We start from the raw sequence: 24,497 nt of genomic DNA, 5'->3' as shown, positions 1-24,497 counted from the left end.
ATTCGGCCCTTGCGGTCATCGACAGCTCTTCCCCGCGATATATCGCGCACGGCGGCCCTGGGGGCGGCCGAGCCGGTCGAGCAGCGTCACTGCTCTGATCGCCGCGATCCGCACGTTCATCGACGCCTGCAACCAGCGCTGCGAACCGTTGCGCTGGACCAAACCCGCCGACCAGCTCACCAAAGCCCACCGGCACGAGACCTCAGACACGCGACACTAGCGGCTTCCGTACTCGTAAAAGCCACGACCGCTCTTGCGGCCGAAGTGGCCGTCGCGGACTTTGGACAGCAACAGGTCGCAGGGCCGGCAGCTCTCGTCGCCGCTGCGTTCGTGCAGCACCCACAGTGAGTCGACGAGGTTGTCGATGCCGATCAGGTCGGCCGTGCGCAACGGGCCGGTCGGGTGGCCGAGGCATCCGTGCATCAGCTCGTCCACTTCGGCCACGGACGCGGTGCCCTCCTCGACCACCCGCGCGGCGTTGTTGATCATGGGGTGGAGCAGCCGGCTGGTCACGAAGCCGGGGGCGTCCCGCACGACGATCACCCTACGCCGCCACGACTCCAGCACCCGGACGGCCGTGCTCTCGGCCGCTGCGCCGGTGCGCCGGCCACGAGCCAGCTCGACCGTGCTGATCAGGTAGGACGGGTTCATGAAGTGGACGCCCAGCAGGTCCTCGGGCCGGGCCACGGCGTGGGCCAGCTCGTCGATCGGGATCGAGGACGTGTTCGTCACTAGCGGTGTGCCCGGCTTGACGGCCGCGCACACCCGGGCGAGCACGTCGGCCTTGCGGCCCGCGTCCTCGGTGATCGCCTCGATCACGGCCGCCGCCGGGCGGGCCGCCAGCGCGTCGGCGAGGCCGGTGACGAGGGTCAGCCCGGCGGGCTCGACACCGGCCGGTGCGGCGCCCATCAACCCGGCCGTCCGCAGGCCCGTGGCGATGATCGGACCGGCGGCGGTCAGCTTCTCCTCGACTGTGTCGACCAGGGTCACGGGCGTGCCGTGGACCAGGGCGAGCGTGGCTATCCCGGTCCCCATCACCCCGGCGCCCACGATCACTACCGGATCTGTCATCGGTCCTCCTCATCCAGCCAGAACCGTCGGCGCTGGAAGGCGTATGTCGGCAGAGCCACGAGCCGTCCATCGGGAACGACCGCATCGGACTCCGGGGTGACGCGACCGCCCGCCACATCGGCCAGGCCGCGCAGCAGCTCGGCGGTGTCGGCGCCGGACACCGTGGCGCGGTGGGCCAGCCGGGCCCGCCGCGACAGCGAGTACGCCACGTCGAGCGCCGCCAGGTCAGCGTTTTTCGTGCAGTGGTCCAGCAGCCGGGACGCTTGTTCACGTAACGCCGCGGCGGTGTGACCCGACAGCGGCCACACGATGGTTGCCGGGGCGGCCGGGACCGGCGTCTCGTCCGGCTCGGGCTGTTCCAGCACGACGTGGGCCAGCGTGCCGTTGACGCCGAACGCGGACACCGCGGCGTGGCGCGGCCGTCCGGTGACCGGCCACCGTTCGGCGTCGACGAGCAACCGCACCGCGCCCTGCGACCAGTCGGCCTGCGGGATCGGCGCGTCGATGTGCAGGGATCGGGGAAGCAGCCCGTGCCGCATGGCCTGAACCATCTTGATCACGCCGCCGACGCCGGCCGCCGCCTGGGTGTGGCCGAAGTTCGATTTCATCGAGCCGAGGAGCACCGGATTGGCGCGATCCTGCCCGTACGTCGTCAGCAGCGCGTTGACCTCGATCTGGTCGCCGACCGGGGTGGCGGTACCGTGCCCCTCCACGACGTCCACCTCGGCCGCGTTCAGACCGGCATCGGCCAGGGCCGCCCGGATCAGTCGCTCCTGGGACGGGCCGTTGGGCGCGGTGAAGCCGTTCCCGGCGCCGCTCTGGGCCAGCGCGCTGCCGCGGACGACGGCCAGCACCGGATGCCGGTTGCGGCGGGCGTCGGCCAGTCGCTCCAAAACTAGCTGGCCGACGCCCTCGGCCAGGCCCATCCCGTCGGCCGCGGCGTCGAACGACCTGCAGCGAGCGTCGGCGGACAGGCCGTCGCCGTTGCGGGCGCTCTCCTCGAACATCTCCGTGGTCGCCATGACGGTCGCGCCGCCGGCCAGGGCCAGCGAGCATTCGTTGCGGCGCAACGCCTGCACGGCCAGGTGCAGGGCCACGAGCGAGGAGGAACAAGCCGTGTCCAGGGCCATCGCCGGGCCCTCAAGACCGTAGGTGTAGGCCAGGCGGCCGACTGCGATGCTTCCGGCGCTGCCGAAGTACGTGTGCCCGGCGACCGGCGCGGGCCGGGGCAGACGGTAGCTGTAGTCGTGAAAGATCACCCCGGCGTACACGCCGGTCCGGCTGCCGCGCAACGAGGTCGGGTCGATGCCGGCCCGTTCGAAGGCCTCCCACGACGTTTCCAGCAGCAGCCGCTGCTGCGGATCCGAGGCCAGCGCCTCCGCCTCGGACAGGCCGAAGAACCCGGGGTCGAAGTCGGCGGCATCATGCAGGAAACCGCCGCCGGTGCAGGGCAACCCCGCTGTCGACCAGCCCCGGTCGGCCGGGAAGACCCCGATGGCGTCCCGCCCCTGCGCGACGAAGTCCCAGAGCTCGTCAGGGCTGCTGACGCCGCCGGGGAACCGGCAGGCCATGCCGACGATGGCCACCGGCTCGTCGGTACCCGTGGCCTCCCGCTTCAGCCGCTCGTTCTCCCGCATCGCCGCCCGCAGCGCGGCGGCCAGCCGGTCCACGTCCACGGTCACGGGCGCTCACCTTCCAGGGCGAGATCGATCAGCGTCGACAGGTCGGCCGAATCCAGGTCATCCGGCTCCGGAAGGAGTTGCTCCCGCAGGAAACGGGCGACGGCGATCGGCGTCGGATGGTCGAAGGCCACGGTGGCCCGCAACCGCAGGCCGGTCGCCGCGCTGAGACGGTTGCGCACCTCGACCGAGGTCAAGGAATCGAAGCCGAGCTCCTTGAACGTCTTGTCCGGTACGACGTCCGCGGCGGACGCGTGACCGAGCGCACCGGCGACCACGCCGCGCACCAACGCCAGCAAAGCTTCCTCCTGCTCGGCCCGGCTCAGGCCGGCCAGCCGCTCGACCGGCGAGCTCTCGACCGCCGACCCGTCCCGGACGACGCGGCGGGCGCTCGTGCGGACCAGGCCGCGGAGCACAGCAGGTAGCGGCGTGACGCTGGCGCGCAGTACGTCGTGGTCCAGCCGCAGCGGGAACACCACGGGCCGGGTCCCGCCGACCGCCGCGTCGAACAGCGCGAGACCCTCGGCGGGCGAGATCGGCAGCACGCCGAGCCGGGCCATCCGGTCGGTGAGCCCGCCGCGATCGAGATGTTCGGTCATGCGGCTGGCCTGTGAGGCGTATCCCCAGCCGAGGCTGACCGCCGGCAGCTTGTTGGCCCGGCGGTACGCGGCCAGGGCGTCCAGGAAGGCGTTGGCTGCCGCGTAGTTGCCCTGCCCGGCCCCGGCCAGCACCGACGCACCCGAGGAATAGAGCACGAACGCCTTCAGCGGCAGATCCCTGGTCAGCTCGTGCAGCACCATCGCGGCATCGGCCTTGGGCCGCAGCACGGCATCGATCTTCTCCCGCGTCAGCGTTGCGATCAGGCCGTCGTCGAGCACCCCGGCGGTGTGGACCACCGCGGTCAGCGGGCGTTCGACCGTGGCCAGCAGATCCACCAGCGCCGCCCGGTCGCTGACGTCGCAGGCCGCTATCCGCACCTCCGCGCCGGCCGCGGTCAGCTCCCTCACGAGTTCGCCCGCGCCGGCGGCGTGCGCGCCGCTGCGGCTGATCAGCAGCAGGTGCCGGACACCATGGTTGGTGACCAGATGCCGGGCGAGCAGGCCCGCGAGCGCACCGGTGCCGCCGGTGATCAGGACCGTGCCGTCGCCGTCGAACAGGCCGGCTTCGCTGGTCTGCGGAGCGATCCTCACCAGGCGCGGCGCGAGCACCACACCGTCACGGATGACCACCTGCGGCTCGCTCGCGGCCGCGGCGGCCAGCGGTGCAACGCTGCCGTCGGTGTCCAGCAGGACGAACCGATCCGGGTGCTCCGACTGCGCGGACCGGATCAGGCCCCACACCGGGGCGTGGACCAGATCCGTCACGTCATCGGTGGGGACGGCCCTTCTCGTCACCACCGCGAGCCGTGAATCGGCGAACCTCTCCTCGCCCAGCCACTTCCGCACCGCCTCGGCCGCCTGAGCCGTCGCCGCATGCGCGTCGGCCGCGTGCAGGTGGAGCAACACCAGCGCGGGAACCGGCCCGACCGCGTCCAGGTCGTCGACGGCCACATACTCCGGGCCGGCGTCGGGCACGGCAACCCGGACGAAGTCCAGCCCGTACAGGGCGTCCTCCGGCGGCGCCGGCTTCGGCGCGCCGTAGGTGACCGAGCCCAGTATCGCCACCGGCTTGCCGAACCGGTCGGCGAGCTGCACGGAGACGGCATCGTCGCCGACCTCCACCGTTCGCACCCGCAGCGCCCGGGCTCCGGCGGCATAAAGCGAAACCCCCTGCCAGCGCACGGGGATCCGATCCTCGGACAGGGCCGAGCCCAGCAGCGCGGGGTGGATCAAGAACCGGTCGTCCTCCCCGTCGACTTCCACCTCGGCGAACGTCTCACCGCCGCGCCGCCAGATCCGCCCGGCTTCCGGCACGGCGCCCGGTGGCGGCCACGCGGTGAGGTCGAAGTCCGGCACGGACGCTCCGAGGGCCAGCACACCGGTGGCGTGAGTCAACCACGCCTCGCCGTCGGCCTTGGAATGCAGGGTGAAGGCTCGGCGATCGTCGGCATCGGCCGCGCCGATCCGGAGCTGGAGCTGCCGGACGCCGTCGGTCGGCACCGTCAACGGCGCGCCGAGCTCCAGCTCTGCCAGCACGTCACAGCCGACCTCGTCACCGGCCCGGATGGACAGCTCGACGAGGACGCCCGCCGGCAGCGACTGCCCCGCCGACCACGGCGTGCCGGTCGCTGCCAGCCGTCCCAGCACGACCAGGCCGTCGCCCCCGGCCAACGGCAGCGTTGAGGTCAGCAGGGCGTGGCCCAGCGGGTTCCCCTCGATCGGCTGCGCAACCTGCCCGGCGTAGTCCGGCCAGAACCGGCTGCGCTGGAAGGGATAGGTCGGCAGCTCCACCCGCCGCACGCTGCCCTCGGCGAAGGTCGCGGCCCACTCCACCGGCACGCCGCGCACGTGCAGCTCGGCGAGCGCGGTGAGCAGCCGCCGGCGGCCGTTCTCGTTGCGCCGCAACGACCCCAGCACCGCAGCCTCGGGCACGGCCTCGTCCAGGATCTCCTGGATCGGCACGGCCAGCGCCGGATGCGGGCTCGCTTCGAGGAAAATCCGGTGCCCCGCATCGAGCAGGCCACGGACCGCGCGCTCGAACTGGACCGGCTCGCGCATGTTGGCCAGCCAGTACGCCCCGTCCAGCGTTCCCGGGGCCCGCCGCACACCGGTGACCGACGAGAAGAACGGCACCTGCCCGCGCCGGGCCTTGACCGGGGCCAGCACCGCCGTCAACTCGTCCCGGATGCCGTCGACCTGATCGCTGTGCGTCGCCACGGAGGAGGCCACCAGGCGGGCCCGGGCCCCCTCGGCGGTCAGCTCCGCCACCAGCCTCTCCACCGACGCCACGTCACCGGCGACCGTGACCGAGGTCGGGGAGTTCACGCCGGCGAGACTCAACGCGCCGCCGGAGGCCTTGAGACGGTCCCGGATCTGGCCGGCCGGCAGCGAGACCGACGCCAGCACGCCCTTGCCGACCAGGTGTTCCTGCAACAGCCGGCCACGCAGGCCGACAACCCGGGCGGCGTCGGCGAGGTCGATCTCACCCGCCACGTAGGCCGCGGCGATCTCGCCCTGGCTGGAGCCCGTCACGGCCGCCGGCACCACGCCCCACGACCGCCACACGGCCGCCAGCGAAACCATCACCGAGAACAGGGTCGGCTGGAGCACGTCGATCCGGGCCAGCGGCGGCGCGTCCGGCGCGCCCCGCACCACGTCCAGCACCGACCAGCCGAGCAGCGACTCGAACGCCGCCGAGCACGCCGTCAGCTCGGCGCGGAACACCGGCGAGGCATCCAGCAGGTCGCGGCCCATCCCCGCCCACTGGGAACCCTGGCCGGGGAAGACGAACACCACCTCGCGGACGCTACGGGCCACCCCCCGGACGACGTTCTCCGCGTCGGCGCCGGACGCCAGCGCGGCCAGACCGGCGCGCACGTCCTCGCCGATGACAACCGCCCGGTGGTCGAGCGTGGCCCGGGTGGTGGCCAGGGAGTAGCCGACGTTCGCCGGTCCGAAGGCCGCCACCGCGCCATCGAGGGCGGCGGCCTGCGCAGCCAGGGCCCGGTCGCTCTTGGCCGACAACGGAACAGCGACGATCTCGTCCGCCGGCGCCGGCGCCGGCGCCGGGGACGCGGCGGTCGCCGCAGCCGGGGCCTGTTCCACGATGAAGTGGGCGTTGGTGCCGGACAACCCGAACGAGGAAACGCCGAACCGGCGCGGGTGATCGGTCACCGGCCACGGCCGTTGCTCGGTCAGCAGCCGGACTTCACCGGCGCTCCAGTCCACGTGCGGCGTCGGCGCGGCGACGTGCAGAGTCTGGGGCAGCACACCGTGCCGCATCGCCAGCACCATCTTGATCACCCCGCCCACCCCGGCCGCGGCCTGGCAGTGGCCGATGTTGGACTTCAGCGAACCCAACCACAGCGGACCCGCCTCGCGGCGCTCCCGGCCATAGGTGGCCAGGATCGCCTGCGCCTCGATGGGATCGCCCAGCTTCGTACCGGTGCCGTGGGCCTCGACCACGTCCACCTCGGCGGCGGTCATCCCGGCGTCGGCCAGCGCCGCCTGGATCACCCGCCGCTGCGACGGGCCGTTCGGAGCGGCCATGCCGTTGGACGCCCCGTCCTGGTTGACCGCGCTGCCGCGGATCACCGCCAGCACCTCATGGCCGTGCCGTTCGGCGTCGGACAACCGCTCCAGCAGCACCATGCCGATACCCTCGGAGAGCACGGTGCCGTCCGCGTCGCCGGAGAACGCCCGGCAGACCCCGTCGGCGGCCAGGCCCTGCTGACGGCTGAACTCGACGTAACTCAGCGGCGAGGACATCGTGGTGACGCCGCCCGCCAGCGCCATCGGGATCTCGCCGCGGCGCAGGGCCTGCACGGCCAGGTGCATCGCCGACAGCGAGGACGAACAGGCCGTGTCCACGGTCATCGCCGGGCCCTCCAGCCCGAACACGTACGCGACCCGGCCGGACATGACGCTGGCGGCGCTGCCGACACCGGCGTACCCGCCGGTCAGGTCGTCGCCCTGCAGGACGTGGGCCATGTAGTCCTGGATGTTGCTGCCCACGAAGACGCCGGTGCGGGTGCCGCGCAGGGCCGCCGGGTCGATGCCGGCCCGCTCGAACAGCTCCCAGGAGATCTCCAGCAGCAGCCTTTGCTGCGGGTCGATGACCATGGCCTCCCGCGGGTTGATCTCGAAGAACGCCGGGTCGAAGTCCGCGAACCCGTCCAGGAAGCCGCCGCGCCAGACGTAGGACTTGCCGGGCCCGCGTCCGGGGTCGTACCAGCGACGGTCCCAGCCACGGTCGGACGGGAAGGAACTGGTGGCGTCGCGGCCCTCGGCGACCAGCCGCCAGAGCCCCTCGGGCGAGGTCACCCCGCCCGGGAAGCGGCAGCTCATGCCGACGATGGCGATCGGCTCGTCGGCGGTGGCGGTGGCGGTGGTCGTGGCCGGCTGGTGGTCCTCGCCGAACACCGCAGCGCGCAGGAACTCCGCCAGCGCCTGCGGGGTGGGGTAGTCGAAGACCAGCGTGGACGGCAACCGGAAACCCGCCGCCGTGCTCAGCCGGTTGCGGACCTCGACGGCGGTCAGCGAATCGATGCCGAGATCCTTGAACGGCTGCTTGGGCGTGACCGCCTCGGCGTCGGTGAACCCGAGGATCGCTGCCACCTGCTCGCGGACCACAGTGAGCAGCTCCCGACGACGATCGGCCTCGGGCAGGCCGGTGAGGCGCTGTCGCAGCGGGGAGTCCTGCTCTGCGGGCTCGGCTGCCAACAGCTCCCGGGCCTCGGGGACGCCCAGCAGCAGCGGACGGGGACCCGCCGAGGCGAAGACCGGCACGAACCTGTCCCAGCCGACCTCGGCCACCGTCACCTCGGTCTCGTCGTGGGCTATGGCCTGCTGCAGCGCCTCGATAGCCACCACCGGGGGCAGGAAACCCGTGCCACGCAACCGGTGTTCGGCCTGTTCCCCGCCGAAGTCCCACAACCCCCACGCGACGGCCAGGGCCCGCCGCCCCCTGGCCCGCCGTTGCCGGGCCAGGGCGTCGAGGTGGGCGTGGGCGGCGGCGAACGCACCATGCTCGGCGCTACCCCAGACCCCCACCACCGAGGAGAACAGCACGAACGCGTCCAGGTCGTCGTCGAGCAGCTCGTCGAGCAGGTCGGCGGCACCGGCCCGGGAGCGGACCATCTCGGCGTACTCTGCCCGGCTCAGCTCGGCGACCGGGGCCAGCCGGGTGAGTCCGGCGAGGTGCACGACCGCCCGGATCGGGGCGAACGAGCGCAGCATGGCGGCCACCTCGTCGCGATCGGTGAGGTCGCAGTCGACGACGCTGAGCTCGGTGCCGTCCCGGTCCAGCTCGGCGCGCACCTCGTCGGCATCGGGGCCGGCGCCGGTGAGCACGACGTGGTCCGCGCCCGCGCGCGAAAGCCAGCGCGCGACGTGGGACCCGGCCGGGCCGCCGTCACCGGTGACCAGCACCGTGCCCGCCGGCTGCCAGTCGCGGACCGGAGTGGTGGAGCCGAGCGGGGCCCTCCGCAACCGCCGGATGTGGACGTCGTCCTCGCGGATCGCGAGCTGGTCCTCGCCGTGTGTACCGCCGAGGGCCCCGCGCAGCCGGCTGGACGCACGCTCGCCGAGCTCGCCGGGAAGGTCGATCAGGCCACCCCACAGCGCCGGGTGCTCGAGGGCGACGACCCGTCCCAGTCCCCAGATCTCTGCCTGCTCCGGCCGGACGGGCTCGCCGCGCACCGACACCGCGCCGGAGGTGACACACCACAGCTTCGCCACACCGCCGTCCAGAGCCCGGACCACGTCCGGTATCTGCGCGGCGGGCAGCATCGCCACGACGTTGTCGTAGGGGCGCAGCCCCGCACTGTCGATCCCGGATGCCACCTCGGCGTCCAGCACCTGGGCGATCACCGGGGCGCGCTCGTCGCCTGGCTCGGCCAGCAGCAACCAGCGTCCGGCCGGCTCGGTGCCGTTGCCGATACCGGTGCCGGTGGGCAGCTTCTCCCAGCCGATCCGGTACCGCAGACCGTCCACCCTCGACGGTCGGCTCGTCGGCTCCGCCTCCAGCCAGTACCGCCGCCGCTGAAAGGCGTACGTGGGCAGGGCGACGCGACGGCCCGCCAGCGGCCAGCGTACGTCCACTCCACCGGCGTACAGCTCTGCGGCACTGAGCAGGAACCGTTCCAGACCACCGTGGTCGCGGCGCAGCGTGCCGGTGGCCAGAACCTCCACCCCGGCGGCCTCGGCGATCTCCTGCACCGCCACGGTCAGCACCGGATGCGGGCTCATCTCCACGAACGTCGTGTGCTCCGCTTCGAGCAGCGCGCCGACGGTGTCGTGGAACCGGACGGTCTGCCGCAGATTGCGGTACCAGTAGCCGGCGTCGAGCCCCTCGGTGGCCACCGGGCCGGCGGTGGTCGTGGACCAGAACGGGATGCTCCCGCCGGTCGGCGCGACCGGCGCCAGGGCGGTCAGCAGCCGTTCCCGGATCGACTCGACCTGCGCGCAGTGCGAGGCGTAGTCGGCCTTCAGCCGGTGCGCCCGGACCCCGGTCCGCTCCAGTTCGGCGTACAGCTCGTCGAGAGCCGCCGGTTCACCGGAGAGGAGGGTCGCCGTGGGCGCGTTGACCCCCGCGACCGACAGGCGACCCTGCCAGCGCGGGAGCAGCGACGTCAGCGCGTCGACACCCATGGCCACCGCCATCACGCCACCACGCCCGGCCAGATCCTCGGCGGTGATCTGGCTGCGGCGGCACACCACGACTGCGGCGTCGGCGAGGCTGAGGGCACCGGCCACACAGGCGGCGGCGATCTCACCCTGGGAGGTACCGAGGACAGCGTCGGGCGTGACACCGTACGACTGCCACAGCGCGGCCAGCGACACCATCACCGCGAACAACACGGGCTGGACCACGTCGACCCGGGCCAGCATCGCAGGATCGCTCAGCGCGTCAGTCAGCGACCAGTCGACGAGCGAGTCGAACGCGGCCTCGCACTCGGCCATCCGCGCGGCGAACACCGGCGAGGCGGCCATCAGCTCGACGGCCATGCCCGCCCACTGCGAGCCCAGCCCGGGGAAGACGAAGACGGTCTTGCCGCGCTCCGGCGCGAGCACACCCTGGACGAGCCCGTCGGCCGGACGCCCCTGGGCCAGCGCGGCCAACGCCGCGTCCCTGTCCTCGCCCAGCACCACGGCCCGGTGTTCGTGAGCGTCCCGGGTGGCCGCCAGCGAGTACGCGATGTCGGCAGCGGGCAGCGGCTGCGTCCGCAGGTGCGCGAGCAGCCGTCCGGCCTGGGCCTGCAGCGCCGCCCGGGAGCGGCCGGACAGCACCCAGGGCAGCGGGCTCTGCGCGCCGGGCTCCGGCGGGTCGGCGGCCGGCTGAGGCTCCGGCGGGTCGGCGGCCGGCTCCGGGGCCTGCTCGATGATCACGTGGGCGTTCGTGCCGGAGATGCCGAACGCCGACACCCCGGCCCGGCGGGGCCGCCCGGTCTCAGGCCACGGCCGTGCCTCGACCAGCGGCGCCACCGCTGTGGAGGACCAGTCCACGTGCGGCGTGGGCTCCTCGATGTGCAGGCTCTGCGGAAGAACTCCGTGCCGCAGGGCCTGCACCATCTTGATGACGCCGGCGACCCCGGCCGCGGCCTGCGGGTGGCCGATGTTCGACTTCACCGATCCGACCCACAGCGGACGCTCGGCCGGGCGGGCCCGGCCGTAGGCGGCGAGCAGAGCGGAGGCTTCGATCGGGTCGCCCAGCCTGGTGCCGGTGCCATGGGCCTCGACGGCGTCGACGTCGGCGGGCGACAACCCGGCACGATCCAGCGCGGCACGGATCACCCGCTCCTGGGCCGGGCCGTTCGGGGCGCTCAACCCGTTGGACGCCCCGTCCTGATTGATCGCGCTGCCGCGGATCACCGCCAGCACCTCGTGACCGTTGCGTTCCGCGTCGGACAGCCGCTCCAGCACGATGACACCGACGCCCTCGGCCCAGGCCATGCCGTCGGCGGTGGCGGCGAAGGGCTTGCAGCGGCCGTCCGCGGCGAGCCCCTGCTGCCGGCTGAGCTCGATGAACCCGCGGTTGGTGGACAGCACGGCCACGCCACCGGCCAGGGCCAGCGTGCAGTCACCGGTCCGCAGCGCCTGCGCGGCCAGGTGGATCGACACCAGGGAGGACGAGCAGGCCGTGTCCACGGTGATCGCCGGGCCGTGCAACCCGAGCGTGTACGCGATCCGGCCCGAGGCCACACTCATCGCGTCGCCGGTGACCAGATAGCCGGACACCTCGTCGGCCACATCCTGGTCACGGGAGCCGTACCCCGTGTAGCAGGCACCGATGAACACCCCCGTGCGGCTGCCGCGCAGGGCCGACGCCCGGATCCCGGCCCGCTCCAGCGCCTCCCACGAGGTCTCCAGCAACTGCCGCTGCTGCGGGTCCATGCCCAGCGCCTCGCGCGGCGAGATGCCGAAGAACTCGGTGTCGAAGTCCGCCGCGTCGTGCACGAAGCCACCACGGCGGACGTACGTGCGTCCGGCCTTGCCCGGCTCCGGGTCGTACAGGGCGTCCAGGTCCCAGCCGCGGTCCTGTGGGGCGTCGGAGGTCACGTCGGCGCCCTCGGCCACCACCCGCCACAGGTCCTCGGGCGAACCGACGTCACCGGGATAGCGGCAGGCCATGCCGACCACCGCGATCGGCTCGCGGTCGCGTTCCTCGAGTTCTCGGACGCGACGGGTGGCCTGGCGCAGTTCGACGGTGGCCTGCTTCAGGACGTGGCGAACCCTGTCCTCGCTCATGAGATGCCAAACTCCTTGCTGAGTACGTCGAACACGTCCTCGTCGGCGGTGAGGTCGTCGTCGGGAGACACGTCGTCGAGGGTGCGCAGCAGAGCCCGTAGCCGGGCTGCCACCTCGATCCGGGTGGCCCCGCCGGGTTCGGCGGCGGTCACCGTGTCCCGCAGATGGTCCAGTTGCTGGAGAAGGTCCGCGTCGTCCTCTCCGATCAGCTCGGACAGCAGGTACTCGGCCAACCGGGCCGGGGCGGCGTGGTCGAACGCGACCGTGACCGGCAGCCGTAGCCCGGTCGCCGCGGTCAACCGGTTGCGCAGCTCGACCGCCGTCAGCGAGTCGAAACCGATGTCCTTGAACGCCTGATCCGCCCGGACGTTGTCGGGGGTGTCGTGACCGAGCACGGCGGCGGCCTCCGCCCGGACCAGGGCCAGGACCGTGCGGCGCCGGTCGTCGGCGGGCATCGGCGCCAGGCGCCGCCGCAGATCCGAGTCGGTCGTCTCCTCGGGCGAGCCGTCGATCGCCTGCACGGCCTCCGGGATCCCGGAGAGCAGCGGGCTCGGCCGCCGGGCGGTGAAGGTCGGGGCGAACCTGTCCCAGCGTACGTCCGCAATCGCGACGCAGGCATCGCCCTGGGCCGCAGCCTGCCGCATGGCCAGGACGTTGAGCTCCGGGGGCATCGGGGGCAGGCCGATGGCGTCGAGCTGTTCGCGCTGACCCGGGGCGGCTGCCATGCCCCGGCCGCCCCAGGAACCCCAGGCCACCGAGGTCGCTGCCAGGCCCCGGGCGCGGCGGTTTGCGGCCAGCGCGTCGAGGTGGGCGTTGGCGGCAGCGTAGGCACCCTGGCCGCCGGCGCCCCACACACTGGACATCGACGAGAACAGTACGAAGGCGTCGAGCGGCACGTCACTGAGCAGCTCGTCCAGGTGGGTCGCGCCGGCAGCCTTGGACGCCAGGGTCGCGGCGACGGCCTCGGGGGTCGTCTCGGCGATCGGCGCGTACTCGCCGATCCCGGCGGCGTGGACCACGGCGGTGAGCTCGCCCGGCAACCCGGCCAGCAGCGCCGTGAGCTCGTCGCGCTCGGAGACGTCGCAGGCGGCGATGTGCAGGCCCGCTCCGAGCTCGGCCCGCAGCTCGGCCGCGCCGGGGGCGTGCGGCCCCCGCCTGCTGGCCAGGACGACGTGTTCCGCCCCGCTGCGGACCAGCCATCGGGCGACGTTCGCCCCGGCCGCCCCGGTGCCGCCGGTGACCAGCACCGTGCCCCGGGGGCGCCATTCGCCGGGGGCACGGTCGGTGGGCAGCGGGGCCCGGCGCAGCCGCCGGACGAAGGTGCCACCGGGCCGGACCGCCACCTGATCCTCGGTGCCGCACAGGGCCGCCACGAGCCGTGCGGCCGCGGTGTCGTCGACGGTGGCGGGAAGGTCGACGAGGCCGCCCCACCGGTCCGGGTGCTCCAGGCCGACGACCCGGCCGAGGCCCCAGATCTGCGCCTGCCCCGGCCTGGTCTCGGCCCCACGGGTCAAGCACCACAGTGGACTGCCGATGGCCAGATCACCCAACGCCTGGGCCAGCGTGAGAGTCGCGGCCAGCCCGTCGTCGAGAAAGGCGAGCGCCGAGACGACGATGTCCGCCTCCACGCCGGACAGAGCCGCCGCCACGGATCTGCGATCGGAACGGTCGCTGATCTCGCGGTCGACCACCCGTACGCCGTGGGACACGAGCCCGCGCCGGACGTCGCCGACGTCCGTTTCCGGGCCGGACACCAGCAGCACCGTGCCGGGGTTCGCCGGCGGGGTGTCGCTGCGCGCCTGCCACTCGACCCGGTAGCGCCACTGCTGTACGGCGGAACCCGCGTGCCACGACGACAGCTTCGGCAGGACGGCGTTCAGGGGCGTGTCCCCGTCCACGCCGAGCACCTCGGCCAGGTCGCCGCGTTCGACCGCTGCCCAGAGCCGCTCGTCCAGTCCGCCTCCCGTCGGCGGTGTCTCCTCAAGGAAGAACCGCCGGTGCTGGAAGGGGTAGGTGGGCAGCTCAGCGAGGGCGCCCGCGGTCGGCCAGGTCACGTTCACCCCGCGTACGTGCAGTTCGGCCGCGCTGGTGAGCATCCGGCCCGGTCCGTCGGTGTCGCGGTGCAGCGAACCGGTGGCGATCACCTCCCGGTCGAGGGCCTCGGCCGTCTGCTGGACCGCGACGGTCAAGACCGGATGCGGACTGACCTCGACGAACGTACCGAAACCCGCTTCGGTCAGGTGCTCGACCGCAGCCCGGAACCACACCGGCTGGCGCAGGTTGCGGATCCAGTAGCCGGTGTCCATGACCGGTCCGTCGATCCACTGCCGCTCGGTGGTGGAGTAGATCGGCACCTTCGGGGTCATCGGGGTGAGGGAGGCCAGCACCTCGGTCAGCTCCGCCCGCAGGCCCTCCACCTGACCGGAGTGGCCCGCGAAGTCCACGCCCGGAAGCTGCCAGCGCATCAGCTTGGCGCGCGACAGTGCCTTGTTGAGAGCGGCCAGCGACTCGGTATCACCGGTCACGCTCACGGTCGCCGGGCCGTTCACCGCGGCGATCCACAACCCGTCCTCCCAGCGGTCCGACAGCTCACGGATCTGCTCCTCGGGAGCGAGAACGGTCTGCATCGTGCCGCGCCCGCACAACGCCAGCAGCGCCCGGCTGCGCAACGCCACGATCCGGGCGGCGTCGTCCAGCGACAGCGCACCGGCGACGTATGCGGCGGCGATCTCGCCTTGCGAGTGCCCGACGACGGCGTCCGGCCGCACCCCAAACTGGTCCCACAGGGTCGTCAGCGCCGCCATCACGGCGAACAGCACGGGTTGCACCACGTCGACCCTGTCCATCGGCGGCGCCCCGTCGGCACCGGCGATCACGTCCAGCACCGACCAGCCCGTCAGCGCCCTGAGAACGTTGTCGCAGGCAGTGATCTCGTCGCGGAAGACCGCACTGGATTGCAGGAGATCGCGGCCCATGCCTGTCCACTGGGTGCCCTGGCCGGGGTAGACGAAGACGACGCGCCCGGTGCTGCCGGCGGCCGTGCCGTGGATGACGGGGCCTTTGCCGTTCCCGGTCGCGAGGATGGACAGGCCCTGCGCGAGGTCCGTCGAGTCGTTGCCGACGATCACCGCGCGGTGCTCGAATCTCGTCCTGGCGGCCAGCGTGTACGCGATGTCCGCCGGGTCCGCGTCGACGGTCTGCAGCCGGACGGCCTGGGCCCGCAGCGCCGCCTCGGACCGCGCCGACAGCACCCAGGCAACCGGGGCAGTCGGCGCCTGGCCGACGACGGCGGGCGGTTGCGTCAGGTCGGTGGGCGGCTGTTCGAGGATGAGGTGGGCGTTGGTGCCGGAGATGCCGAACGCGGAGACGGCGGCACGGCGAGGCCGGCCGGTGTCGGGCCAGGGTCTGTCGCCGGTCAGCAGCTCGATGCCGCCGGAGCTCCAGTCGACCTGCTCCGAGGGCGCGTCGATGTGCAGGCTCCGCGGCAGTGACCCGTGCCGCATCGCCAGCGCCATCTTGATGACACCGGCGACCCCCGCAGCGGCCTGGGTGTGCCCGATGTTGGACTTGATCGACCCGAGCAGCAGCGGTGTGCTGCGCTCGTGCCCGTACGTGGCCAGCAGGGCGGTGGCCTCGATGGGGTCGCCCAGCGTCGTGCCGGTGCCGTGCGCCTCGACGGCGTCGACGTCCGTGGTGCCGAGTCCGGCGTCCGCCAGCGCCTGCCGGATGACCTGCTGCTGGGCGAGGCCGTTGGGCGCGGTGAGCCCGTTGGACGCGCCGTCCTGGTTGACGGCCGAGCCACGGATCACCGCGTGGATCGGATGGCCGTTGCGGCGGGCGTCGGACAGCCGTTCCAGGACCAGCATGCCGGCGCCCTCGCCCAGCCCCACCCCGTCCGCCGCCGCCGCGAACGATTTGCACCTGCCGTCCGGTGCGAGGCCGCGCTGCCGGCTGAACTCCAGGAAGGCCGAGGGGGTGAACATCAGCGTGACACCACCGGCCAGGGCCAGGGAGCATTCGCCGCGGCGCAGCGACTGTGCGGCCAGGTGTGTCGCCGTCAGCGACGAGGAGCAGGCGGTGTCGACGCTGACCGCCGGCCCCTCGAGGCCGAGGGTGTACGACAACCGGCCCGACAGGACGGCGAAGGTGTTGACGGTGCCCAGGTAGCCTTCGAGCTCCGGGGGCGCCTCGTGCAGCCGGCTGGCGTAGTCCTGATAGGTGGCGCCGACGAACACGCCGGACCGGCTGCCGCGCAATGCGGCCGGGTCGATTCCCGCCCGTTCCAGGGCCTCCCAGGCGGTCTCCAGCGCCACCCGATGCTGCGGATCCGTGGCCAACGCCTCGCGGGGCGAGATGCCGAAGAACTCCGCATCGAACTCGGCGGCGTCGTGCAGGAACCCCCCTTCCCGCGCATAGGTCCGGCCGGTTCGGCTCGGGTCGGGGTCGTACAGGCCGGTCACGTCCCAGCCGCGGTCGGCGGGGAAGTCCGACACGGCGTCGACGCCGTCGGCTGCGATGCGCCAGAGTTGCTCGGGCGTGCTCGCGCCGCCGGGATAGCGGCAGGCCATGCCCACGATCGCGATCGGCTCACGGCCGGCCTGCTCAAGCTCGCGTATCCGGTCGCGGGCGCGGCGCAGGTCGGCCACGGCCCGGTTCAGGTAGTCGCGGAGCTTCTGTTCTTCAGGCAAGATGCGTTTACCTTCCGGCGGGTCACGGTGAGCCGAGTTCGCGGTCGAGGAGTTCGAACATCTCCGCGTTGCTGACGGAGCTGAGTTCGCCCGCGCCGGCCGGTTCGAGCCGGCGCAGCAGGGCGCGCACCCGCTCGGCCAGCGCGGCGCGGGACGCGTCGTCCAGCGCGTCGACGGACCGCTCCACCTCGGCGAGGTCGTCCCTGCGGTGGAACTCGCCGGCGATGTGGGTGGCGAGGTCGGCCGGCGTCGGAAAGTCGAACACCAGCGTGTTGGGCAGGCGCAGCCCGGTCGCCGCCCGCAGCCGCCTGCCGAGCGTGGTCACGGTCAGCGAGTCGAACCCGAGGTCACGAAACGTCCGGTCCTCCGGTACCGCCCCCGCGTGTCCCAGCACGGCCGCGACCTCCGTGCGGACCAGGTTGCGCAGCACCCGGTCGCGGTCCTCGTCCGGCATCGCGGCCAGCCGCTCACCCAGCGACCGGTCGGGCTCGGCCGTCGGGGCGACCGGTTCCTGCGGCCAGTACCGCGTGTGCTCGAACTGACGTGTCGGCCCGGGAGGCTCGGGGGTCTGCGCGGCCGGGGGCTGTTCGAGGATGAGGTGGGCGTTGGTGCCGGAGATGCCGAACGACGACACCCCCGCGCGACGGGGCCGGTCGTCTCCCGGCCACGGTACGGGCTCGGTGAGCAACTCCACCTGCCCCGCCGTCCAGGCCACCCGGGTCGACGGTTCGTCGACGTGCAGGGTCCGGGGCAGGACGCCGTGCCGCATGGCCTGCACCATCTTGATGACACCGGCGACGCCGGCCGCCGCCTGGGTGTGCCCGATGTTGGACTTGATCGATCCGAGGTACAGGGGAGTGGTGCGCTGCCGGCCGTACGTGGCGATCAGGGCCTCCGCCTCGATCGGATCTCCCAGTACGGTGCCCGTGGCGTGCGCCTCGACGGCGTCCACGTCGGCGGGGTTCAACCGGGCGTTGGCCAGGGCCTGCCGGATCAGATGCTGCTGGGCGAGGCCGTTGGGCGCGGTGAGCCCGTTGGACGCGCCGTCCTGGTTGACGGCCGAGCCACGGATGAGGGCGTGGACCGGATGGCCGTTGCGGCGGGCGTCGGACACCCGTTCCAGGACCAGGAAACCGATGCCCTCGGCCCAGGACGTGCCGTCGGCGGCGTCGGCGAACGACTTGATCCGGCCGTCGGCGGCGAGGCCCCGTTGCCGGCTGAATGCCACGAAGGGCTCGGGGGTGGCCATCACCGTGACACCACCGGCCAGCGCCAGGGGGCATTCACCGCGGCGCAGGGCCTGAGCGGCGAGGTGGATCGCGACCAGGGAGGAGGAGCAGGCCGTGTCGATGCTCAGCGCCGGGCCCTCAAGGCCGAAGGTGTAGGCCACGCGACCCGACAGCATGCTGCCGGTGGTGAGGTAGCCGGTCGCTTCGGGCTGCCGTTTGAGCAGGTCCGCGTAGTCGTTGCGGTCGGTACCGACGAAGACGCCGGTACGGCCGCCGCGCAACGACGCCGGATCGATGCCGGCCCGCTCGAACGCCTCCCAGGAGGTCTCCAGCGCCAGCCTCTGCTGCGGGTCCATGGTCAGCGCCTCGCGCGGGGGGATGCCGAAGAACTCCGCGTCGAAGCCCGCCACGTCGGTGAGGAAGCCACCGGAGCGGGTGTAGGAGGTGTACGGGTGGTCGGGGTCCGGGTCGTACAGCTCGTCGAGGTCCCAGCCGCGGTCGCCCGGAAAGTCGGAGATGACGTCGAGCCCTTCGGACACCACCCGCCAGAGGTCCTCGGGCGAGCCGATCCCGCCGGGGTAGCGGCAGCTCATCGCCACGACGGCGATGTCGTCCTCGTCGGCTCCGGCCTCGGCGGTCACCGGCTCGTCGGTGCCGCCGGGGTCGGCCAGATAGCGTGCCAGGGAGTTCGCCGTGGGGTGGCTGAACATGGCCGTCGCGGGCAGCGGGACCCCGGTCGCCTCGGTGAGCGTCTCCGCCAGCATCAGGATCGCGATGGAGTCGAAGCCGAGCTCCTTGAAGGCCGAGTCCGGGGGCATCTCCCCGGCGGACTCGTAGCCGAGGACCTCGGCCATCTCGGTCAGCACCAGGTCGAGCAGGTCTGTGCGGCCGGATGCAGACGCGGGGGCGGCAGTGCGGGTGACCGAGGCCGGGGATGCTTCGGCGGGCCGGGCGGGCGGCCGTACCTCGGAATCGAGCCAGAAACGACGGTGCTGGAAGGCATAGGTGGGCAGGGGCACGACGGCGCCGGGCAGCACCGCGTTCCAGTCGAGCTGCACGCCGCGGACATGCAGTTCGGCAAGGGCCGTGAGCAGCGATCCGGTCTCCGGGTGGTGCTTGGTTGCGACGGGGACGACCGTCGGCGAGCCCTGCGGCAGACCCGCGTGGACCATGGGGGACAGCACCCCCGAAGGGCCGATCTCCACGAAGTCGGTCACACCCTCGCGGTGCAGCCACTGGACGCCGTCGTGGAACCGCACCGTCTCCCGGGCGTGCCGCACCCAGTAGCCGGCGTCGAAGGTCCCGACGGGCTCGCCGGTCAGGGTGGACACGAACGGGATCTGCGGTGCCCGGTACGAGATGCGCTCGGCGACCGCACGGAACTCGGCGAGCATCGGCTCCATCCGCGCGGAGTGGAACGCGTGGCTGACGTTGAGCCGCTTGCACCTGTCCGGCAGCCGGCCGACCACGGCAGCGACCGCGTCCTCGTCGCCGGACAGCACGACCGCGCGGGGACCGTTGACGGCTGCGATGTCGGCGCCCTCGCACAGCAGCCGGCGAAGCTCCTGCTCCGAAGCCTCCACGGCCACCATGGCGCCACCGGGCGGCAGCGCCTGCATCAGCCGGCCGCGGGCCGTCACCAGCGTGGCCGCGTCCGGCAGGGAGAGCACGCCGGCCACGTGAGCGGCGGCCAGTTCGCCGATCGAGTGCCCGGCCACGAACTCCGGGAACACACCCCAGTGCTCCAGGAGCCGGAAGACCGCCACCTGGTAGGCGAACAGCGCCGGCTGGGTGTAGCGGGTCTGGTCGAGCAGTCCGGCGCCGTCGCCGGAGCCGGTCGCCGCGTCCCGGACTGCCGGGTCCAGGTAGCGGTAGACCTCGTCGTAGGCCGCGCGGAACACCTCGAACCGCTCGCTGAGCCCGCGGCCCATGCCCGGGCGCTGCGACCCCTGCCCGCTGAACAGCAGGGCCACTCTCCGCTCGGCGCTCGCGACGCCGCGCGCTGCCGGTTTCCCCTCCAGGCCGCGCAGCAGCGTGTCCCGGTCGGCGGCGAGCACGACCGTCCGGTGCTCAAGGGCGGCCCGGCTGGTGGCCAGCGACCGGGCGACGTCGTCCAGGCTCAGGTCCGGGTGGCCGCGTAGGTGGGTGGCCAGCCGGCGAGCCTGCTCCGGCAGCGCCGCTGTCGACCGGGCCGACAGCAGAAACGGCCGCAGCGGGCCGGTCTCGACGGCCGCGGTCTCGGAGCCGGTGGCCGAGGACTCACGGTTGCTGGCTGAGGGCTCGGGATCGGCGGCGGGGGGCTCCTCGACGATCACGTGGGCGTTGGTGCCGCTGGCGCCGAAGGCCGACACGCCGATCCGGCGCGGTGCGTCCCCACGTGGCCACGGCTTCGCTTCGGTGAGCAGTTCGACCGTGCCGGCCGACCAGTCCACATGCGGCGAAGGGGCGTCCACGTGCAGGGTCGCCGGGAGGCTCTCGTGCCGCAGGGCCAGCACGGATTTGATCACCCCGGCCACGCCGGCCGCCCCCTGGGTGTGCCCGATGTTCGATTTCAGCGAGCCGAGTTGCAGCGGGCTCCGCCTGTCCTGGCCGTACACCGCGAGCAACGCCTGTGCCTCGATCGGGTCGCCGAGCGTGGTGCCGGTGCCGTGCGCCTCGACCGCGCCGACGTCGGCGGGCGTGAGACCGCCGTCGCGCAGCGCCTGCCGGATCACCCGCTGCTGTGCGGGGCCGTTCGGCGCGGTCAGACCGTTGGACGCGCCGTCCTGGTTGACCGCGGAGCCTCGGACGACCGCGAGGACGCGGTGGCCGTTGCGATGCGCGTCCGACAGCCGTTCGAGCAGCAGGACGGCCGCGCCCTCACCCCAGCCCGTGCCGTCCGCTGCCGCCGCGAACGATTTGCAGCGGCCGTCGGCGGACAACCCCCGCTTGCGGCTGAACTCGACGAACACGCCCGGGGTCGCCATCACCGTCGCGCCGCCGGCCAGGGCCAGGGAGCATTCGCCGCGGCGCAGCGCCTGCGCCGCCAGATGCGCCGACACCAGCGAGGACGAACAGGCCGTGTCCACCGTGATCGCGGGTCCGGTCAGCCCGAGGAAATACGCTATGCGCCCGGAGGCCACGCTCGTGAACGAACCGGTGAGCGCGTAACCCTCGACCTGTCGCGGTGCCCTGTCCAGGCCGAGCAGGTAATCCTGGGAGATGATGCCGGCGAAGACACCGGTGTCGCTGTCCCGCAGCGTCGTCGGATCGATGCCGGCGCTCTCGACCGCTTCCCAGGCGGTCTCCAGCAGCAGGCGCTGCTGCGGGTCCATGCCCAGGGCCTCACGTGGCGCGATGCCGAAAAACTCCGCGTCGAATCCCGCCGCGTCCCGCAGGAAGTTGCCCCGCCGGGTGACTGACTTGCCCGACGCCGTCGGGTCGGTGTCGTACAGCTCCGGGTCCCATCCGCGGTCCACCGGGAAGTCGCCCACGGTGTCGACCCTGTCCGACACCACCTGCCACAGGTCGTCGGGTGACTCCACACCGCCCGGCAGCCGGCAGGCCATTCCCACGATCGCCACGGGTTCACCGGCGGCGGGCGAGGGGGCGGCCTGCCCCGGGTGCGGGTCCTGCGGGGCCGCCGGCCCACCGGCGAGCCCGGCGAGAAAGTGCGCCAGCGCCTGGGGGTGCGGGTAGTCGAAGAGCACCGTGGCGCGCAGCGTCAGGCCCAGCTCCGCACCCAGTTCCGCACGGAATTGAGCCGCCCGATCACGGTAGACGCCCATCCGCCGGAAGGGGACCATCGCGCCGAACGCGTCCGATCCGACAAGGCGCCGCATCGTGTCCATGGCGAAGCGATGACGTTCCGGACTCGACATCCGCCTCAATCGATCCTGCGCGGACCCGTCGTGATCGTTCATGCAGTCACAAACCTTCGTCATGAGTCGCCCGAAGCATGCGGTCAGAGATTGCATCGCAGCGTGACCGCGAGGCAATGGATTCCCCGCCGGGGACACCGGGTGTGTACCGGGGCGCCAGGTTGTGTTCCCGCCAGGGCTCCGATATTGAATGCATTCGACGCTGTGGCTACAATCCCGCGCGGCCCGGCTGTGCTGTCGCCGATGCGTGACTGTCCCTGATGTGTGGCGGGCCGCAACGCCGCCTTCGCGCTGGGCCCGCGTCGCGTCGATCGTCCCTATCGGAAGTCATGAACGACCACTGTGGCCTTCATCTCTTTTGCGGGCCACAGTGGCCGTTCTCATCTTTGCGGCGCGCCGACGTGGGTCACTCGCGAGAAGTGTGCACTTGACTGTCGAGAGTATCCTCAGCCTGTGCATGATCTCGGCAACGGTTTGCGGCGAGCGGCGATGGCCGCAGTCTTCGCCGTGTCAGTCGCCGGTGCGGAGATCATAAAAGAAATTGTCGGCTTTTCCGAACGCCCGGGACCGCTCCAGGCAACTCTGGCCGTTTGCGTCGGTGCTGTCAGTGGTGCGCTGGGATGGTTCACTGCTCCGCAGCTTCAAGGAAAACTCTCCTGCAACAGCTACACGTCGAACTGCCATATGGCAGATCAGCATTACCCCCGCTAGCCGCCGGCCTTGTGCGGGGAGCTGCAACTGATCCGTAGTGCATTGTGGTATCCCGAGTTCTGGGCTGAGCTCGCCAAAGCATTTACGTCGTAATCACGACAACGTGCCGCCCAGGTTTGCTCGGTCCGTCAGAGCACAGTGGAATATCCTGTCCTGTCATCACTCCTTGTTCAAGGATAATCACCTTGGGGGCATGCGGGTTGATAGCCACGACCACCCTGGCCGCACTGAACCTTTTTCAACCTGGCATCGAGCCCGTCGGTTACCCGCCGTCGACCAGCGGCGGCACCTGCCGGCCTCGCCACGGTGAAAAAGGTTCACTGACCGGCGACATCCGATCCACGCGATCACCGCGCACTACGGGGGTGACCGCGGCGACCCCAGGACCCCAACCCGGCCCGGTTGGTGCTGCACGGGGCCAGCGGACCGTGACAGTGAACGGTCGCCGTCCGTCCCTGACGCAAGCGGACAAGCGCTCCGGTGAACGGTGTGCGTTCGACTGCGGACAGCCAGTCGGCAATCGACGACGGCATCGCTCCGGTGCCCTCACACGTACGGAACTCGGTGTCACCGACGGCCACCCGGTAGGCATCGTCCACCAGCACCATTCGCGGCGAGTCAGGCGGCGTGCGGATGCCCGGTTCCGGTTCCCGGCGGCGGGGGCCGCCGGATTCACTGTCTTTGCCGCACGAGCCGCTGACGCCGTGCGTGACCAGTTGCCAACCTTCCCCAGATCACGTGCGTTCCCGGGCGTCCCCGCACGGGCTGCGAGCACCGGACAGAAAAATAAGGGGAGCGCGGAATGCCGACGCTGCGCGGCGGCGCACGACCGGGCGGCGCGCCGGCACTGCCGATGCACCGACTGCGCTCTGACGACACGCTGCGAGCACCGCATACGTCGACGATCAAAATTCGGTCTTGAGGGCACGGTCAATTACGTGCCGGTTCCGCTGCTCCATCGGCCGCAGCGGCCGTTCGTCCGGCACGACGGCACTTTGGCCCGGGGTTCCGGCCGCGCCTCACCGGCGCTACGACACATCAAGAAGTGATTCAAGGCCGTCATTCCTATTCCGTCGAGCCCGGGGCGTCGCGCGTCAGGCGCCGCCCCCGTCCGATCTCGTGGAGAGCAACATGGCAACGACCTGCGTGGACACCGCTATCACGAAGGCGCCCGGAACATCGCCGGGAGCGATCGGACTGTCCATTCTGGCGTCACCCGCCGCCGCCGACACCAGGCTGGCCACCGCGATGGAGAGCTTTCTCACCTCGGTCCCGGAGATCCGCCTGACCCAGGAAGGCGGTGCCGACTGCGACGTGGTCCTGGTTCTGGCTCGCTCGCTCACCAGCGAGGTCCTGGGCGAGATGTCGGCCCTGGCGTCGGCCGCGGAGAACCCGGAGCAGTGCATGGTGCTGGTCACCGCGCCGATCCGGGAGCACCACCTGGCCCGGGCGATCGCGTGCGGGGTGGTCAGCATCCTGCCGCGCCACGCCATCACGCCGCGCACGATGGCCCAGGCTGTGCTGGCCAGTTACTGCGGACGCTCGATCCTCTCCGACCACGTGACCCGCTGGCTGATCGACGGGGCCCGGGCCAACTACGCCCTGATGCGCTCCGAGTTCGGGCTGATGCCCGGCGGGCTCACCGTGCGCGAAACCGAGGTGCTCAGGCTGCTGTCCGAGGGGGAGGACACCGCCGAGATCGCGGAACGCCTGCACTATTCGGAGCGGACGATCAAGAAGATCATCCAGGACCTGACGTCACGGCTGAACCTGCGCAACCGGGCGCATGCCGTCTCCTACGCGTTGCGCGCCGGAGCGATCTGACCGTCATCACTGAACCTTGTCACCGTGGCGAGGCCGCCGATGCCACCGCTGGTCGCCGGCGCGCAACCGACGGGCTCGATGCCAGGTT

Annotated in this window: 6 protein-coding genes and 1 pseudogene; 2 read left to right on the top strand and 5 right to left on the bottom strand. The window is 72.2% G+C overall.

Translation table 11 applies throughout. The features are described 5' to 3' along the window. Nucleotides 1–216: 216 nt before the first annotated feature. The 5 genes and pseudogenes from IEY73_RS05755 to IEY73_RS05735 all read right to left on the bottom strand — a co-directional run bounded on the left by IEY73_RS05755 (nucleotide 217) and on the right by IEY73_RS05735 (nucleotide 21,874). Entirely contained in the window at nucleotides 217–1,071 is an 855-nt protein-coding gene (locus IEY73_RS05755; RefSeq protein ID WP_189078024.1) for a 3-hydroxyacyl-CoA dehydrogenase family protein, read from the bottom strand. Beyond that, nucleotides 1,068–2,753 (bottom strand): type I polyketide synthase, encoded by a 1,686-nt coding sequence (locus IEY73_RS05750; protein WP_229715564.1) that lies wholly within the window; start codon nucleotides 2,751–2,753, stop codon nucleotides 1,068–1,070. Before IEY73_RS05750 ends, IEY73_RS05755 begins: the two co-directional genes overlap by 4 nt. Continuing rightward, nucleotides 2,750–12,001: pseudogene (locus tag IEY73_RS05745) on the bottom strand (type I polyketide synthase); the annotation flags it as partial. The gene IEY73_RS05750 and the pseudogene IEY73_RS05745, both read right to left, overlap by 4 nt. A 92-nt stretch (nucleotides 12,002–12,093) precedes the next feature. Then, nucleotides 12,094–16,785 carry a type I polyketide synthase gene (locus IEY73_RS05740; protein ID WP_189078022.1) on the bottom strand — a complete coding sequence of 1,564 codons (4,692 nt, stop codon included), beginning with the start codon at nucleotides 16,783–16,785 and terminating at the stop codon, nucleotides 12,094–12,096. 22 nt (nucleotides 16,786–16,807) lie between these two features. Further along, the gene (locus IEY73_RS05735) at nucleotides 16,808–21,874 is read right to left on the bottom strand and encodes a beta-ketoacyl synthase N-terminal-like domain-containing protein (protein WP_444543368.1); all 5,067 of its coding nucleotides are present in this window, start codon (nucleotides 21,872–21,874) and stop codon (nucleotides 16,808–16,810) included. Nucleotides 21,875–22,327: 453 nt separating this feature from the next. Between IEY73_RS05735 and IEY73_RS05730 the strand changes: the two genes are divergently transcribed. Together IEY73_RS05730 and IEY73_RS05725 are read left to right on the top strand one after the other, a co-directional pair. After that, complete coding sequence (locus IEY73_RS05730) at nucleotides 22,328–22,585, top strand: hypothetical protein (RefSeq protein ID WP_189078020.1); 258 nt, start codon at nucleotides 22,328–22,330, stop codon at nucleotides 22,583–22,585. A 1,131-nt stretch (nucleotides 22,586–23,716) separates the two neighbouring features. Next, nucleotides 23,717–24,409: a helix-turn-helix transcriptional regulator gene (locus IEY73_RS05725; RefSeq protein ID WP_189078019.1), complete on the top strand. Its 693-nt coding sequence runs from the start codon at nucleotides 23,717–23,719 to the stop codon at nucleotides 24,407–24,409. Nucleotides 24,410–24,497: the final 88 nt, after the last annotated feature.

The organism is Mangrovihabitans endophyticus (assembly GCF_014646155.1).
Taxonomy (GTDB): Bacteria; Actinomycetota; Actinomycetes; order Mycobacteriales; family Micromonosporaceae; genus Actinoplanes; species Actinoplanes endophyticus.
The sequence above is the reverse complement of the archived record's forward strand: the minus strand, read 5'-3'. Positions and strand labels throughout refer to the sequence as shown.

What these genes read in the sequence shown, in the direction of transcription:
- IEY73_RS05755 (WP_189078024.1), bottom strand. Translation starts at nt 1,071, where the DNA reads ATGACAGATCCGGTAGTGATCGTGGGCGCCGGGGTGATGGGGACCGGG.
- IEY73_RS05735 (WP_444543368.1), bottom strand. Translation starts at nt 21,874, where the DNA reads ATGTCGAGTCCGGAACGTCATCGCTTCGCCATGGACACGATGCGGCGC.
- IEY73_RS05725 (WP_189078019.1), top strand. Translation starts at nt 23,717, where the DNA reads ATGGCAACGACCTGCGTGGACACCGCTATCACGAAGGCGCCCGGAACA.